The 15,911-nt window shown below is 40.1% G+C and carries 14 protein-coding genes; 10 read left to right on the plus strand and 4 right to left on the minus strand.

Annotated elements, in window-relative coordinates:
* Positions 1 to 73: 73 nt before the first annotated feature.
* From rocD to CH352_RS08050, 4 genes are all read left to right on the plus strand, one after another.
* Positions 74 to 1,309, plus strand: a complete 1,236-nt coding sequence (rocD, locus tag CH352_RS08035; protein ID WP_100704796.1) for an ornithine--oxo-acid transaminase — start codon at positions 74 to 76, stop codon at positions 1,307 to 1,309.
* 26 nt (positions 1,310 to 1,335) lie between these two features.
* A complete protein-coding gene (locus tag CH352_RS08040; RefSeq protein WP_100704797.1) occupies positions 1,336 to 1,665 on the plus strand; it encodes a hypothetical protein in 330 nt (109 codons plus the stop codon).
* 140 nt (positions 1,666 to 1,805) lie between these two features.
* A complete protein-coding gene (locus CH352_RS08045) occupies positions 1,806 to 3,584 on the plus strand; it encodes a cation:proton antiporter (protein ID WP_100704798.1) in 1,779 nt (592 codons plus the stop codon).
* Positions 3,585 to 3,592: 8 nt separating this feature from the next.
* Positions 3,593 to 3,784 (plus strand): DUF1289 domain-containing protein, encoded by a 192-nt coding sequence (locus CH352_RS08050; protein WP_100704799.1) that lies wholly within the window; start codon positions 3,593 to 3,595, stop codon positions 3,782 to 3,784.
* A gap of 1 nt (position 3,785) precedes the next feature.
* Here the strand turns inward: CH352_RS08050 and CH352_RS08055 are convergent, their stop codons facing one another.
* A complete protein-coding gene (locus CH352_RS08055) occupies positions 3,786 to 4,910 on the minus strand; it encodes a glycosyltransferase family 4 protein (protein ID WP_100704800.1) in 1,125 nt (374 codons plus the stop codon).
* 141 nt (positions 4,911 to 5,051) lie between these two features.
* Here CH352_RS08055 and folE point away from each other — a divergent pair, with 141 nt between their 5' ends.
* Positions 5,052 to 5,603 (plus strand): GTP cyclohydrolase I FolE, encoded by a 552-nt coding sequence (gene folE, locus CH352_RS08060; protein ID WP_207766621.1) that lies wholly within the window; start codon positions 5,052 to 5,054, stop codon positions 5,601 to 5,603.
* Here the strand turns inward: folE and CH352_RS08065 are convergent.
* Entirely contained in the window at positions 5,560 to 6,303 is a 744-nt protein-coding gene (locus CH352_RS08065) for a lysophospholipid acyltransferase family protein (RefSeq protein WP_100704802.1), read from the minus strand. The genes folE and CH352_RS08065 overlap by 44 nt on opposite strands.
* A gap of 153 nt (positions 6,304 to 6,456) precedes the next feature.
* Here CH352_RS08065 and acs point away from each other — a divergent pair, with 153 nt between their 5' ends.
* From acs to mtnP, 4 genes are all read left to right on the plus strand, one after another.
* Entirely contained in the window at positions 6,457 to 8,424 is a 1,968-nt protein-coding gene (acs, locus tag CH352_RS08070) for an acetate--CoA ligase (RefSeq protein ID WP_100704803.1), read from the plus strand.
* Positions 8,421 to 9,218 carry a cobalamin-binding protein gene (locus CH352_RS08075; protein ID WP_100704804.1) on the plus strand — a complete coding sequence of 266 codons (798 nt, stop codon included), beginning with the start codon at positions 8,421 to 8,423 and terminating at the stop codon, positions 9,216 to 9,218. Before acs ends, CH352_RS08075 begins: the two co-directional genes overlap by 4 nt.
* Positions 9,219 to 9,306: 88 nt before the next feature.
* Positions 9,307 to 10,896 (plus strand): methyl-accepting chemotaxis protein, encoded by a 1,590-nt coding sequence (locus CH352_RS08080; RefSeq protein WP_100704805.1) that lies wholly within the window; start codon positions 9,307 to 9,309, stop codon positions 10,894 to 10,896.
* A gap of 80 nt (positions 10,897 to 10,976) precedes the next feature.
* The gene (gene mtnP / locus CH352_RS08085) at positions 10,977 to 11,840 is read left to right on the plus strand and encodes an S-methyl-5'-thioadenosine phosphorylase (RefSeq protein ID WP_100704806.1); all 864 of its coding nucleotides are present in this window, start codon (positions 10,977 to 10,979) and stop codon (positions 11,838 to 11,840) included.
* Here mtnP and CH352_RS08090 read toward each other — a convergent pair.
* Both CH352_RS08090 and CH352_RS08095 read right to left on the minus strand, forming a co-directional pair.
* On the minus strand, positions 11,831 to 12,688 hold the full coding sequence (locus tag CH352_RS08090) for an alpha/beta hydrolase (RefSeq protein WP_100704807.1): 858 nt from the start codon (positions 12,686 to 12,688) through the stop codon (positions 11,831 to 11,833). The two genes, mtnP and CH352_RS08090, sit on opposite strands and share 10 nt — an antisense overlap.
* Complete coding sequence (locus CH352_RS08095) at positions 12,685 to 14,046, minus strand: alkaline phosphatase D family protein (RefSeq protein WP_423789671.1); 1,362 nt, start codon at positions 14,044 to 14,046, stop codon at positions 12,685 to 12,687. The genes CH352_RS08090 and CH352_RS08095 overlap by 4 nt, the downstream gene beginning before the upstream one ends.
* 61 nt (positions 14,047 to 14,107) lie before the next feature.
* Here CH352_RS08095 and CH352_RS08100 point away from each other — a divergent pair, with 61 nt between their 5' ends.
* Positions 14,108 to 15,910, plus strand: a complete 1,803-nt coding sequence (locus CH352_RS08100; protein WP_100704809.1) for a methyl-accepting chemotaxis protein — start codon at positions 14,108 to 14,110, stop codon at positions 15,908 to 15,910.
* The last annotated feature ends 1 nt before the right edge of the window (position 15,911 follow it).

Consider the following 15,911-nt stretch of genomic DNA (forward strand, 5'->3'; position numbering starts at 1 on the left):
TTGAAACACAAAAGTCAAGGTAAAATACCGAAATCTCCTTGTGTGACTCTTGAACCGGTTAGAATCGAGTACGATGCACACGCAAACTTCCCAATTTTACTTCGATACTGAAAAAGAGTACGGAGCATTTAACTACGAACCTCTTCCCGTTGTATTGGAGAGAGGAAAAGGTATCTTTCTTTGGGATATGGATGGAAAAAAATACTTCGATTTTTTATCAGCATACAGTGCCGTGAACCAAGGGCATTGCCATCCTAAAATTATAGAAACATTAAAGGCTCAATCCGAAAAACTAACTCTTACTTCTAGAGCATTCTATAATGATCAACTCGGTCCTATGGAAAAATTTTTATGTGATACATTCGGATTCGATAGAATGATCCCAATGAATACAGGAGTAGAAGCAGCAGAAACTTCCGTCAAACTCGCAAGAAGATGGGGATACCAAGTTAAAAAAATCCCCACTGACAAAGCTAAGATCGTTTTTGCTTCCGGAAATTTTTGGGGAAGAAGTATAGGTGCAATTTCTGCATCCACAGATCCTACTAGCAGAGGAGATTTTGGACCTTTTGTTCCCGGATTTTCGATCATTCCGTTTAATGATACGGAAGCTTTAAAAAAAGAATTAGAAGATCCTAATGTAGCAGCATTCATGGTGGAACCAATTCAGGGGGAAGCAGGTGTAATCGTTCCGAGAGAAGGTTATCTAAAAGAAGTCCGTAAACTTTGTTCTGAACGCAATGTACTTTTGATCTTGGATGAGGTGCAAACAGGTCTCGGAAGGACAGGAAAACTTTTGGCTGCAGACCATGAGAATGTAAAGCCGGATCTACTCGTATTAGGCAAAGCATTGTCCGGAGGGACTCTTCCTGTTTCTGCCGTTTTGGGTTCTGATGAAATAATTCTTACCTTAAAACCTGGAACCCATGGCTCCACATTCGGTGGAAATCCATTAGCTGCTGCGGTAGCCAAAACCGCCATCCAAGTTTTATTAGATGAGAATCTCTCCGAGAACTCGGATATAAGAGGAGCAGAATTTCGTTCTTCCCTGCAAGCTCTAAGATCAGAATATCCTAACAAGGTAAAAGAGATTCGAGGAAAGGGATTATTAAACGCAGTGGAATTTTTCCCGGATGAGACAGGACCAAGAGCAAAAAAGATCTGCTACAAATTATTAGAGTCAGGAATTCTCGCAAAACAAACTCATGATCATACGATCCGATTTGCTCCTCCTCTTTGTATTTCCAAAGCTGAATTGGAAGAGGCGACTTCTCTCATTCTTCAGACAATCCGTAAAACCCTTGACTAATCTTTCGAATTCATTTTTTTAAAAGTATGTCGGCTGAAGACAAAAAGTACATCCGGGTCTGGCAAAAACTGAGCGTAAGCGAAGTTTCTTCTCAACTGATGATCATAGACGATCTGTACGGAACTTGTGGAAAATGTAAACATCTGGGACTGAACTACACTAAAGACAAGTCTTGTCCTGAGTGCGGGACCAAATTCAAATATATTGCAACTAACTTAAAGTCTCCCGCGGACATCGCCAAAGTGCTGGCAAGAATCGAAAAAGAGAATCTAGATTTTGTACTGATCGACAGAGAAGATTATACTTTATCCAAAGCAAAAGATGCAGTGAAAGACTTATTCAAGTCTAACGACTGAACTCCCTCTCAAGTATTAGCTCCCTCATTCTCTGGATACGAAATTCATATTAAAAAGTGAATGGACTATATTCATTTAATAATTTCTTTTTGTAATATCCTTCCAATAAAACTAATCTAAGGGGACTTCATACCGACAAGATGGAACATCATTCACTTACTCTATTAGTTGATATCGCTCTTAGTATTATTTTCGCGACCCTCTTCGCAATCATAGCAAAAGCATTCAAACAACCTCTGGTCTTGGGCTATGTGGTCGCAGGGTTAATCATTGGTCCGTTATTCGGGCCTTATGTAGGCGGAAAGCTAACCATCGGTTATGTTAAAAGCGAAGAAAGTATAGAACTGATCTCAGAGATCGGTTTGATCCTTTTATTGTTCATCATCGGTTTAGAGATCGATCTGAAAGAATTGGCCAGAATGGGACGATCCATGTTCGCCCTAGGAGTTTTACAATTCTTCTTGGGTGTTGCGGCAGCCTGGTTTGCATTCCGCACATTCTTCCCTCCTACTCCTGGCAATTTTGATCTTCTTTACTTTGCAATAGCACTCTCTCTCAGTTCCACAATGATAGTGGTCAAACTTCTTCATGATAAGTTTGAGATCAGTACCGTTGCAGGACGACTTACGATTGGGGTCTTGGTCTTACAAGATATTTGGGCCATTCTTTTTATGGGGATCCAACCTGATCTGCAAGATCCTCAAGTCCTAAATGTGCTAACATCGTTGGTTAAAGGTATCGCTCTTGTTGCATTCTCCTTCCTAATCAGTCGTTTTATTCTATCTAAACTTTTCTTATTTGCGGCTTCTAAACCTGAATTGGTTTTAATCACCTCTATCGCTTGGTGTTTCTTCTTATGCGGTGTTGCAGAAAAACTTCAACTTTCTAAAGAGATGGGAGCATTGATCGCTGGTGTGAGTATTGCGGCTTTCCCTTATGGCGCGGATGTAATCAGCAAACTTTCCGGGATCAGGGACTTCTTCATTACATTATTCTTCGTAGCTCTTGGAATGAAGATCCAAGCTCCGAGTGCAAGCGACTTAGGTCTCGCATTCTTGGCAGTAGGATTCGTTTTAGTGAGCAGAGTTTTGATTGTTGCTCCAACCGTATTTTTCTCCGGCAAAGGTTTAAGAGCGGGTATTGTTGCAGGTCTGAACTTGGCACAAATTTCTGAATTCTCTTTAGTGATCTTAGCACTTGGAGTACAAAAGGAACATATAGGAAAAGATCTACAAGCAATCGTTCTTACTTCCATGATCATCGCTTCTATTATCTCTACTTATGTGATCTTGTTTAATGATAAGATCGCAAGAGGGATTATCGCATTCTTATCTCTATTCGGAGTAAAAGAAAACAAAGAACCTTTAGAATCTCAAGTCACCGGAGAGACAAAAAGAGATATCGTAGTATTAGGATATTTCAGGATCGCACAAGGTTTAATCGACGGTATAGAAGAAAGTAAACCATCTTGGCTCAAAAGAATGTTAGTAGTGGATTTTAATCCGATCTATAGACAAACTTTGGAATCTAAAGGAATTCGCTGGGCATACGGAGATCTAGCAAATCCGGAAAGCCTTCATCATTTAGGAATAGAAGAAGCAAGATATATTGTCTGCACTGTTTCGGATATGATCTTAAAAGGAACTACAAACCGAAGATTATTAGAGTCCTTAAAAAGTATCTGTAGACATCACCAACCTAAGATCATCCTAACTACGGATGATCCTAAAGAAGCGGAAGTTCTTAGAAACAATGGAGCGGCCCACGTGATCGTTCCGGGTAAAATTTCAGGACTTTCTTTATTTACCGAATTATCTCAAATGGTGGATGTAAACGGAAGCGGTCCGGTTGCAAAATCCACAAAAGTAAAACCGAAAAAAACAACGTCAAATAAGAAGAAGGTTCAAAAGACCAAGTAGTTCCTAGGATGATTGTTCGTTCTCCATGTATCAAAATTTGCAATATGGACTATGACACCGGTCTCTGCGAAGGTTGTTATCGCACCTTAGAAGAGATCGGTAGATGGACCATGTATACGGAAGACGAAAGAAAATCGATCCGACTCAAAATAGAAGAAAGAAAAATTTCCCTCGGAAAACCTTCCTTCAAAAATCCTTAAATCAATTCTTCACTAACTGTAAATATACTTCCACAACCTCAGTTGCAGATTTTTTCCAATTAAACCTCTTGGAATTTTTTAAACCTGCTTTGGTTTTAGAACTTAGAAGTTTGGGAGAATCTAATAATTTAACTAAACCTGTTTCGAAAGAATTAGAATCTTTAGGGTCAAAAAAGAATGCAGTATCCTCCAGGATTTCAGGAAGAACACTCGAGTTAGAAGAATATACTGGGCAACCGCAAGACTGAGCTTCCACAGGAGGAAATCCAAATCCTTCGTATAAAGAAGGATAAACAAGCAATCCGGCTGCAGAGTATAGTGTAACCAATTCTTGTTCCGATAAATAAGGAACTAATTTAATTCTGTCTTCCCAACCTTTTGCATCTTCTATCAAATACTCAGGAAGTTTTCCGCCGGAGCCTGCGATCACCCAATCGACTTTGATCTTTTTTTCGGACCAAAGTTTTTTGAGAGATTGAAGAACAAATCCTAAATTCTTATGCTCCTTTCCAATGCCAACGCTGAGCAAGTATCCAGGTTTCAACTTATATTGTTTCCGAAACTTCTTCTTTTCTAAATCACTTTTAGGAGAAAATATCTTTGGGTCTAGACCATTATGGATGGTTCGCATTTGCGATGCGGAAAATGAAAAAACTTCGGTAATATCTTTTGCAGTAAAATCGGAAACCGTAATGATCTTTTTGGCCTTCTTCCTTATGAGCAAGAAAACAAACTTCATATAGACTTGTTTCAAAAAAGAAGAATGGAACTGTTTCATTCTAAATGGAATAATATCGTGAATGGTGACAACACAACGATCTAAGAATTTTATAGGAGCGTTAAAATGTGGGATATCCAACAGATCGAAATTTTTCATCTCAGGGATACCGAACCATTCTTTGATAGAATAGATCCCTGCATTATACTCCAAGATTTCGTAAGAAGATAAAACCTTAGGAGATAGATTCTTTTTTATAAGATCAGGATTTCCTAAAAGAACGATCTGGATACCTTCTTTAGAGGCGATATCTCCTAGCCAATTCAGAAGTCCTTTGATCCTGGAACCGATCCCTGAGTGGGCAATCATCCTTGCATCGAATCCGATTTTAATCGTTCTGGGCTTCATAGAAAATTAAACCATCGTATAAGATGAAGTCGGAATGGCAAGCCAATCGCTTTTCCCCTTGAAAAGAGAAGTAAATTACCAAGACTTGTCCAGACGAGTCTAACTACATACATTTTCGAAGCGAAGAACGGAGAGACCACCTTGGAAAACGAAGTAACGAGTATATTAAAAGCAATCGGAGAAGATCCGAATAGAGAAGGACTTTTAAACACTCCTAAAAGAGTTCGGAAAGCTTATGAATTCCTGACCTCCGGCTATAGGGCAGACATAGATACGATTGTGAACGGGGCGATCTTCGAAGAGGATAGCCAAGGTATGGTCCTTGTTCGGGATATAGAAATGTATTCTCTCTGCGAACATCATCTTCTTCCATTTTTTGGAAAGGCTCACGTAGGTTATATTCCTAATAAAAAGATCATAGGGATTTCCAAGATCCCACGTATCGTGGATGTATTTGCAAGAAGGCTACAGGTTCAAGAAAGAATGACCGAGCAGATCGCATACGCCCTCATGGAAGTTTTGGATCCTTTGGGCGTTGCGGTTGTCATCAAAGCAAAACATCTATGTATGATGATGAGGGGAGTGGAAAAACAAAACTCCGAACTTTTCACTTCTTGTATGCTCGGAGAATTTAAAACGAATATGGTTACTAGGAGCGAGTTTCTAGATCTAATTCGGACTGGTTCGACCTAGAGGAAGATTTAACTCTAAGTTCTTCCGCTTTTTGCTCTGCTCGATTTTTATTTTCGAGCATTGCTTTTTCTACTCTCAATCTTTCTCTTTCGAAACCTGCCTCGTCTAGATCTCTAGGGATCATGATCGGTTCACCGTAAGAGATCACAAAGGTTGTGAAAGGTTTCGGGATCCTGTGTTTGTCCCAGGACTTCTCCGCTATCCATTGTTTTGTACATTCATAGTGAAATGGTAAGATCGGGACTTGAGAGACTTGGGCAGCTGCAATGACTCCCGGCTGAACGATCAAAGCAGGACCTCTAGGACCATCAGGAGTAAACGCAGCGGGAAGATTTTTTCTCAAGTGAACTATCATCGCCTTGAGAGCTTTTGATCCTCCTTTAGAGGAACTCCCACGAATACTACCGTTACCGAATCTGTGCACCACTCCGGTAATAAAATCTCCGTCCTTTGATTCGGAGATTAAAACGGCTAACTTACGATTTCTATTCAAGTAGGGCGAATATAGAACGTTCGTATGCCAAATACATAGGATAAACGGCTTCTTCAAAGGATAAAGAGAATTAAAATGCTCCTTACCTAATTCCACCTTTCTTGAGGTGAGTCCGATGATCCTTTGTAAAAAAACTACAATTGTAGGCACTAACCAAACTAGAAACCTACGCTTAAAACTTTCCCGGGCATCCAATTTTTCTGACATTGAGGCGAGCCTGGTTAGATGCGGTCGGGGAGCATTCTTTTTTTACATAACAGGCGAGATTTTATATAAAAAACTCTCTGAAAAGTTGGTCCGAGAATGAGTGGACAATACGGAAATTAAAAAGTTTCGTATTCGATTGCGAAGGAAGAAGCCATGTCGAAAGAAAGAATCGTCCCGCCGTTCGCTCATTTCAAAAAAACGGCAAATATTACCCTCAAAGATTATAAGGAATTATACAAAGAATCGATAGAAAACCCTAAAAAGTTCTGGGCTAGAGAAGCTTCCGCCCGACTTACCTGGTTCAAAAAATGGAACAAGGTTTTAGAGCACGATTTTAAGAATGCAAAAGTAAAATGGTTCGAGGGAGGCAAGATCAACGTCTCTTATAATTGTTTGGATCGTTATATAGATTCTCCCTTAAAAAATAAGGCAGCAATCATTTGGGAAGGTGATAATCCTCAAGAATCCAAAACTTATACCTATTACGATCTTTATCGTGAAGTAAACAAGTTTGCAAACGTTCTAAAAAGTTCAGGGATCAGAAAAGGCGATGTGGTCATGGTCTATTTGCCTATGATCCCAGAGTTAGCCATTACGATTCTTGCATGTACGAGAATAGGCGCCATCCATTCGGTAGTGTTCGGAGGTTTTTCTCCAGAGGCTCTGCAAAGTAGGATAGAAGATTGTAAACCAAGACTGATCATAACTTCCGACGGAGGTTATAGAGGTGGTAAAAGTCTGGATCTCAAAAAGGCAGTTGATACTGCTTTGGACCAATCTTCAGAAAAAGTAAATAGTGTCATCGTGGTCAGAAGGACCGGCCAAGAAACGGAACTGAATTGGAAAGAAGGTAGAGATCATTGGTGGCATTATCTGATGAACGATCCGAATCTTCCTGCATATTGTAAGCCGGAACAAATGGATTCGGAAGATCCTTTGTTCATTCTATACACTTCGGGCTCGACTGGAAAACCAAAAGGGGTTCTCCATACAACGGGAGGATATCTTCTCGGTGTCAATATGACCTTCCATTATGTTTTTGATATTAAGCCTACGGACACTTACTGGTGTACTGCCGATATCGGTTGGGTAACAGGTCATAGTTATTTAGTGTATGGTCCACTTTCTAACGGAGCTACTTCTATCATGTTTGAAGGAGTTCCTACATATCCTGACGCTGGAAGATTCTGGGATGTGATCGATAAACACGGAGTCACAGTATTCTATACTGCGCCTACCGCGATCCGTTCCTTAATGAGAGAAGGAACGGATCCTATCGAAAAAAGAAACCTAAGCTCACTCAGACTGATCGGATCTGTAGGAGAACCTATCAACCCGGAAGCATGGGAATGGTATTTTAAACATGTTGGAAAATCCAAATGTCCTATCGTAGACACTTGGTGGCAGACGGAAACTGGAGCGATCATGATCTCTCCTTTACCTGGGGCTATCGCTCAAAAGCCCGGATCTGCTACTCTTCCATTCTTCGGAGTACAGCCTGTTCTTTTAGATGATGAAGGAAAAGAGATCAACTCTAAGGGAGAAGTTTCCGGCAATCTAGCAATCAAATCTCCTTGGCCTTCCATGATGAGAGGAGTGTTTAAGGACCCAAAAAGATTTTTCGATACCTACTTCTCCATATATAAAGGGTATTATTTTACAGGAGACGGAGCAAGAAGGGATAAAGACGGATATTATTGGATCACAGGTCGCGTTGACGATGTGATTAACGTATCAGGTCATAGGATCGGCTCCGCAGAAGTGGAAAGCGCACTTGTAGAAAATCTTTCTGTGGCTGAGGCAGCGGTCGTAGGATTTCCACATGATATCAAAGGCCAGGGAATTTATGCCTACGTCACGGTAAAAGAAGGCGTGACCACAAACGATTCTCTTAAAAAAGAACTGATCACAACTGTGGAAAAAATGATCGGAAAGATCGCAAGACCGGATGTGATCCATTGGGCGCCTGGACTTCCTAAAACTAGATCCGGAAAAATTATGAGAAGGATTTTACGTAAAATCGCCTCAAGTGAGTTCGAAGGTTTGGGAGATATCTCCACGTTAGCTGATCCAAGCGTGGTAGAAAAATTAATAGAAGATAAGAAGAAGTATCACAGTTGAGTAGAATCGGTCCGCAGAGAATCGTATGTCTAACTGAAGAAACTACTGAACTTCTCTACTTATTAGGAGAAGAAGATCGTATCGTGGGCATCTCTGCATACACAGAGAGGCCTGCGAAAGCAAAGGAAGAAAAGCCGAGGGTCTCCGCTTTTATTAATGGAAACATAAAGCGGATCAAGGAATTAGATCCGGACCTAGTCATCGGTTTCTCGGACATTCAGGCCCAACTTTCGCATGATCTTGTAAAAGAAGGTCTGAATGTCCTGATCACCAATCAAAGAAGTTTGGAGGAAATTTTCCAAACAATACTTATGGTGGGATCACTGATCGGAAAATCGGAACAAGTTTCTACACTCGTAGGATCGTATAAGAAAAAATTAAACGAGATAAAAAAACGTTCTTCTTCTAAACCAAAACTTAAAGTGTTTTTTCAAGAGTGGGATCATCCGATTATCACAGGGATCAGATGGGTTTCCGAATTATTGGAGATCGTCGGAGCAGTAGATTGTTTCGGCCAGTTAAAGGAAAAATCCTTGGCCAAAGACAGGATCATAAGTCTGCATGAAGTGGCAGATGCGAAACCGGATCTGATCATCGGAAGTTGGTGTGGAAAACCTATGGACTTTGAATGGGTCCGCACCAGAGAAGAATGGAAAAATATTCCAGCAATCAAAAACGATAAAATTTTTGAAATGGACCCTGCGATCATTTTGCAGCCAGGGCCGGCCTTATTCGAAGAAGGTATCCTGGAAATGGATCGGATCTTGGAAGAAGTGAGAACTTCTCTTTCTTAAGGTCCGAATTAAAAGTATTAAGCGGACATTCTTCCGAATAAAAGAACTCCAACGTTAGTCTGATTAGGGAAATTCCGTCTATTGATGAATGGAAACTTCCCATCTAAAAACCGAATCCACGATCCTACAAATCTGGAAGAACGGGGCAATCGTAATCAACCATATACGTTTAGGCCTGGTTTTACTTTTTATCATTTCTTTAGCAGGCGCTTATAAAAGTTTTCAACCCTTACAATTTATGGTCCATGCAGGAGGTACGGCCTTTATGGGACTCTATTGTATTTTCAATTTTATAGCGAATCGTAAAAGGAATATGTCCATCGGATCCCATAAACTTTTCGTGCTATTCGATGTGAACGTTCTAAGCGCTACATTGATCTTGGATACTTTTGTTTCTCCCGATGTGGCGGCTGGGACTTTAAAGAACGTCGTATTATTCTTCATTTATTTTTATATCATGATCTACTCCTGCCTTTTGGGAGAAAGGGTCTTTGTTTTGATCGTTGGAGCATTCTCCACTGCGGGTGCGATAGTTGCCCTAGTATGTGCACTTCAAAACGGAGTTGGATTTGTAATGGATGTGGAAGCAGCGAAACTTCCTTATAATGTAAGCGGTTCAACTGAGATCATAAAAATTGCGTTCATATTCGTTGCAAGTGTGATACTTGCTCAATTGATGAGATTGTTCTTAAGATTAACGGTAGAAGGAAACCGCCTCTATACCGATTCCAAAGACTTACTCGAAAAACTAAGCGAGAATCAGATAATCATTAAAGACTCTGCAATTAGCTTGGAGGACTCTATCGTTAAATTTGCACATTTCATCAATCGTACCGGAGAAAAGATGGAATCCCAGGCAGCCGCTCTGGAAGAAGTGAATGCAGTATTGGAAGAACTTTCCGCTGCTTCTACAAATACTTCTAGATCCATTGAGTCCCAAAATGCAAGTTTGAGCGAACTTGCAGATGATTCTAAAAAGTTGGGAGATATAGTTTCTAATATCACAGGTTACAGCGAGGCACTTTCTACATTCGCAAATGATAATAAAGTAGACATGGAGAATGTAACCATCGCAGCCGAAAAGACAAAATCTTATCTGGCAGATATTGCCGGTTCATTTGACAAAGTGGATCAGATTAATCAGATCATGGGAGAGATTGCGGATAAAACGAACCTTCTCGCATTAAATGCATCTATCGAAGCCGCAAGAGCTGGAGAAGCAGGAAGAGGATTTGCAGTAGTAGCGAACGAGGTCAGTAAACTTGCAGACTTCACTTCCGAAAACGCTAAGTCCATCTCTGCAATCGTAAGACAATCCCAGAGCTTTATCCAAGAAGCAAAAATCGCTTCCGCAGAAACTGGAGATCTGACTGAAAAACAAAAATTTAAGATCCTGGAAACTTCCGACAGAATTGTCCAGATGAACAAACTTTATCTGGAACAGAGAAACATCATCCGTAAGTTCTTAAGTGAATTGGAAAGTATCAAATCGGTTTCCAACGAGATCCATGAATCCGAAAAAGAACAATCCATGGGTCAAAAAGAAATGATCCGAACCATGTCCCAATTAGAAAAAGATATCAATGAGATTAACGAAGATTCAGCCAACTTAAACTCAGAGATTGATCGGATCAAAACAAAGGCTTCCGAGCTAAAATTACTGAGCGATAATTCCTAAAACCTTTTCGTTTCCTTCTTCTTTACAATCGGACCCATATTTCGATATATGGAATTTATTCCGATTCAAAGGAGAAGGATATGGGGACTAAAGTAAAAGCTGCAGTTATCGGAGGTACAGGTCTCTATAGTCTGGACGGAATGGAACTAGTAGAAGAAATTCTTCCGGAAACTCCTTGGGGAAAACCTTCCGACACGATCAAGATCGGAAAGATACAGGACAAACTAATCGCATTCTTACCTCGCCATGGTGTGGGACATTTTATCATGCCTCACGAAGTTCCGATGAAGGCGAATATCTGCGCACTTAAAATTTTAGGCGTGGAAGAAATCGTAGCATTCAGCTCAGTAGGAAGTCTGAGAGAAGAGATAAAACCTTTGGATTTCGTTCTGCCAAACCAGATCATAGATAGAACTCGAGGAAGAGAGTCCACATTTTTCGGAAAAGGTGTGGTAGCTCATGCTCCTTTCGCAGATCCTTTTTCTAAAAATCTAAGCGATAGGATCAATAAAGCCGCCGCAAAGATCAATCTTCAGATCCACCAAAACAAAACTTTAGTTTGTATGGAAGGTCCTCTATTCTCTACGAGAGCAGAATCCCATATGTATCGTTCTTGGGGTGGAGATATCATCAATATGAGTGTACTTCCGGAAGCTAAACTTGCGAGAGAAGCAGAGATAGCTTACCAAATGATCTGTATGTCTACAGATTACGATTGCTGGAGAGAGAATGAAGAAGCGGTCACTGCAGAAATGGTGATGGCAAACTTGGGAAAAAACGCAGACAATGCTAAAAGACTTTTGAGTGCTTTGATCCCTGACCTCGGGAATGGGGATGATCTAAGTCTGAAGAATAGCACAAAGTATTCTATCATTACTGCTCCGGAGCGCAGAAATCCGGACACTGTTGCAAAACTAAAAGTGTTATTCCCAGATTATCTTTGAGAGTTTGATTTTTTTCGGTTTAGATGGACCGATTCTAAAATATTTACCAATCCTTTTTGGTATTCCGGAAAGAAGGAGAGATTATTATGATTTCCTCCTTCTATTTCCAGAAATTCTATCTTTACTCCTGATTCCAAAGCAATCTTAAACAATTTCTTTCCTTGTCGGAAAGGAATAATCTCATCTTCGTTTCCATGTATAATTGCTACGGAAGAATGTAATTTTCCGATCTTATTCTCAGACTTAAAAGAATAAGCCAAAAACCATTCGGGCACGAATGGATAATATTCTTTAGCCAGATCCGCCAAAGAAGCATAAGGAGTTTCTAATATAATATAGCCCGGGTTTGTTTTGGTTCCTAAATCCACCACAACCCCCGTTCCGATGGACCTTCCGTATAGAATGATCTCATTCTCTTTTTTTAATTTATCCGTTTTCAAATATTTGTACCAATGCTCCGCGTCCTGGTACATTCCCTTCTCGCTTAACTTACCCCTACTTTTACCATAACCTCTATAATCGGTCATAAGAAGATCCCAGCCTCTAGGAACAAAATCCTCGGCGATACCTCCCCAACTTCTTAAACTTCCCGCATTTCCATGAAAATACAAAACCGTACCTTTAGAAGGACCTTGGGCGGGGAAAAATAATGCGTATATCTTCTCTCCATTTTCTAGTTCCAAAGAAACTTCCTGGAACGTGTAAGGAAAAGAGAAATGAAAGTTCTCAGGTAAAATTTCAGGAAAGAAGATCAACTTGTCCTGGTTGGAATACAATAATCCGAAGAGTCCCAGAAAAACGATGAATATGACCAGTAGAAGATATAACATAAACTTTTGGATCTTCATTTGGCCTTAATATCCCTGGACCAAAGTTCTTTTCCAGAGGAATCAAAAACTCTAAAAACCAAGCTCCTTTGTTTTAAAGGACCGGTAATTTCGATTGTTCCAAAATTTCTTTTATCATCCACAAGAGTGCCTTCAATCCTCAACGGATTTTTTTCGGTAATCGGTGCGTGAGTAGAAGATGTTAAAGGTGAAACCGTAAAATCATATACTGGATATTCAAATCCTTCCTGGATGTATGCTAATTCCGTAAAGTGTCGATCCCCGGTCAAAAATATCAGGTTTTTTATCTTCAATTTTGAGATTTTGGAAAGAAGTTTTTCCCTTTCTTCAGCATAAGTGGAATAATTTTCAAACACGGATAACGGATTTAGGACCTGACCACCTACTACAACAAACTTGAACGTTGCTTTGGAGAATGCTAATCCGTTCACCAGCCAATCCAACTGTTCTTCTCCAAAAAATGATCTGGAACCTGTTTTATTGTCGTTTGCCGTTCTAAAGCTACGATCATCCATTAAAAAGAATTGCGCATCCCCCCAAGTGAAAGAACCGTATATTCCTTTTTTTGAATAATTCGGATTTGCCCAAAAAAGTTTGAAAATTTCCTCTGCTGTAGCTCCCATCCAAAAGGAAGCGTCCCCGTCATTCGGACCCCAATCATGATCGTCCCAGACTGCATAGTGGTGTACATTCGCAAGTAAAGGTTGGAGTTCCGCCAAGGATCTTTGTTCTGTATAACGATAAATAAATCCTGTTCTGGATTCCCAATCAGGTTCTCTTAGATAAATATTATCTCCCATCCAAAGCATGAAGTCCGGCTTTTGATCAGAAATGGATCTATAAATAAAATATTCTCCTCCGTACGGTTTTGCTTGTGTATCATATTTAGGATCGTATACGAATGCACAACTTCCCAAAGCAAATTTGATATCCGGAGGTCCGCTTGGCTTTCCGATCCATATAGGTTGTGTCCTAAATTTTTGTTCCGACTTAGGTTCTTGCTGTTTTCCGTTTACATAAATTATATATTCGTATGTTTTTCCGGGTTCTAATACGTCGGCGATCAGATGAGCAACATTTCCCTTGTGATGTTCAGTATTTACTTCCCGAGTTATGTGGCTTTGCTCAGAATTTCCGGAAATAAAATATTTCGCGAATACTTTAGAAGGATTCTTAGTCTGAACCCAAATTTTCACTTCTTTATGAGTCGAGTAACCTAACATAGGCCCCGACTGTAAGGTAGAAGGCGAAGCTGTGTCGGTTGACTGACTTTTTCCATAAATTGCAAAATCGATGTAAAAGAATCCAAACAGTAAAATCAACAAAGAGGTGGATGATAAAAGCAATCTGCGTCTCATTGTCATGAAATATCTTGAAGCCTAAGGCTTCTTTCAAATCAAAAAAAGGGAAAGAACGGAAATGACAAGGGGAGAATCTAGAAAACTTAGATGGAAACTGACCTTAGGCCTGGAGCTATTAACTTCCGTTCTTGCCGTCCCTTTGGCGGTTCTATTCATTATCGCAGCCGGAGCGTATGACTTCAATAAGGCGATTGCACTGATCGGGTCCTCTACGGTCGTATTAACCTCTTCTTATTTTTTCCCCACACTTCGATTTTTGTATTTAGGAAGGCTCTTGTCCAAGTTGGAGCCCAATAATTGGGAAAAGTTGAACACAAAAGGAAAAGTAGAAGTTAAGAAAAAACTTCTGAACTTTCCTCTTCTCAATACCGGATTTTATATCGTTCAGTGGAGTTACGGAATTCCTGCCGCTTGGAAAATGATGCATTTCTTCTTTATCCCGGAATTTTTCGAGTCAGCTCCGTTTTTACTCTTACCTTTGATCATTTATCCTACTTTAGGAATTTCTCATTTCTTTTTAACCGAGTCCGTGCTCTCGGAAGTATTAGAATCGGATAAATTAAACGGACTTCCTTTAGAAGAAAAAGATATTCGTAAGGTATCTATTTTTGTTAGAATCATTTCAACAATTGCGTCCATCGCTTTATTACCTGTTGTTATTTTCGGTTATCTTTTAGTAGAAGAGACTTCCGGTTGGTTGAAACTAGGAGATGTTACTTTAGCACTTTCTCTTACCATACTATTTATGGTGATCACTCTTACTATTTCTTCCTATCTATTGGCTGCCAGCATTCGTAGAAATTCCAAAAATATGATGAACGCGTTTGTGGAAATGTCCCAAGGTGAGTTGGAGATCCAACTTCCTATGGTGTCTACGGATGAATTGGGAAGAAGTAGCAAGATGCTGAACGATTTTGTGAAACGACTTCGGATCGTTGTGAAAACAGTAATCAAAGAATCGGAAAAGCTTTCCCAAAGTTCTAAGATCTTAGAAGGAAAAACAAAAGATCTCTCTATAAAAATGCAAGAGCAAGCTGCCTCTACAGAACAAATGAGTTCAGGGGTGGAAGAAATTGCCGCATCCATTCAATCTACTTCTTCCAGAGCGGAAAGTCAGTCCAGTACGGTAGAACAAGCGACTGCGTCCCTTGCAGAACTAGAAGATAGAATTCGGAATGTTCATACTTCTCTTATGGATACAAAAAACGACGCAGAGAGAATGAGATTAGAAACTTCCAATGGAGAATCCGCATTGCAATCTACTCGAAATGCAATGGCTGAGATAGAGTCCAATACAGCCAAAATGGAAGCGAGCGTAAATGTAATCCATGAGATTACGGATAGAATCGGACTTCTTTCCTTAAACGCAGCCATTGAAGCCGCGAGAGCTGGAGAAGCAGGAAAAGGTTTTGCCGTAGTAGCTCAAGAGATCTCTAAACTGGGAGAACAAACCCAGGAGAACGCAAAAAGGATCCGTACAACATTGGCAGAAGCTGTAAAGGCGACCAATTCAGGAAGAGAAGTTTTAGGAAATACTGAAGTCGCTTTCAGAAGAATAGGAGACACTGCTCAAAACACCTCGCAAAGAATTTTACAAGTTTCTTCCTTATCCGAATCGCAGTTGGTTGCAAGTGCGCAGGTAAAAAATGCGTTTTCTGAACTGATCCGATCCGCAGAAGAGATCCGAAATCATACAAAGGAACAATCTCAAACTTCTTTAGAATTTTCTAAAACGATTGGTAGCATTTCGGAAGCTACTGAGTTTTTGAATGGAATCGTAAACGACATTGATTCACTCGCTGAGAAACTTGCCAACCAAGCAAGTTCTTTGAAAAAAGAAGTGGAATTCTTTAAGACCTAAT

The organism is Leptospira hartskeerlii, assembly GCF_002811475.1.
GTDB lineage: Bacteria > Spirochaetota > Leptospiria > Leptospirales > Leptospiraceae > Leptospira_B > Leptospira_B hartskeerlii.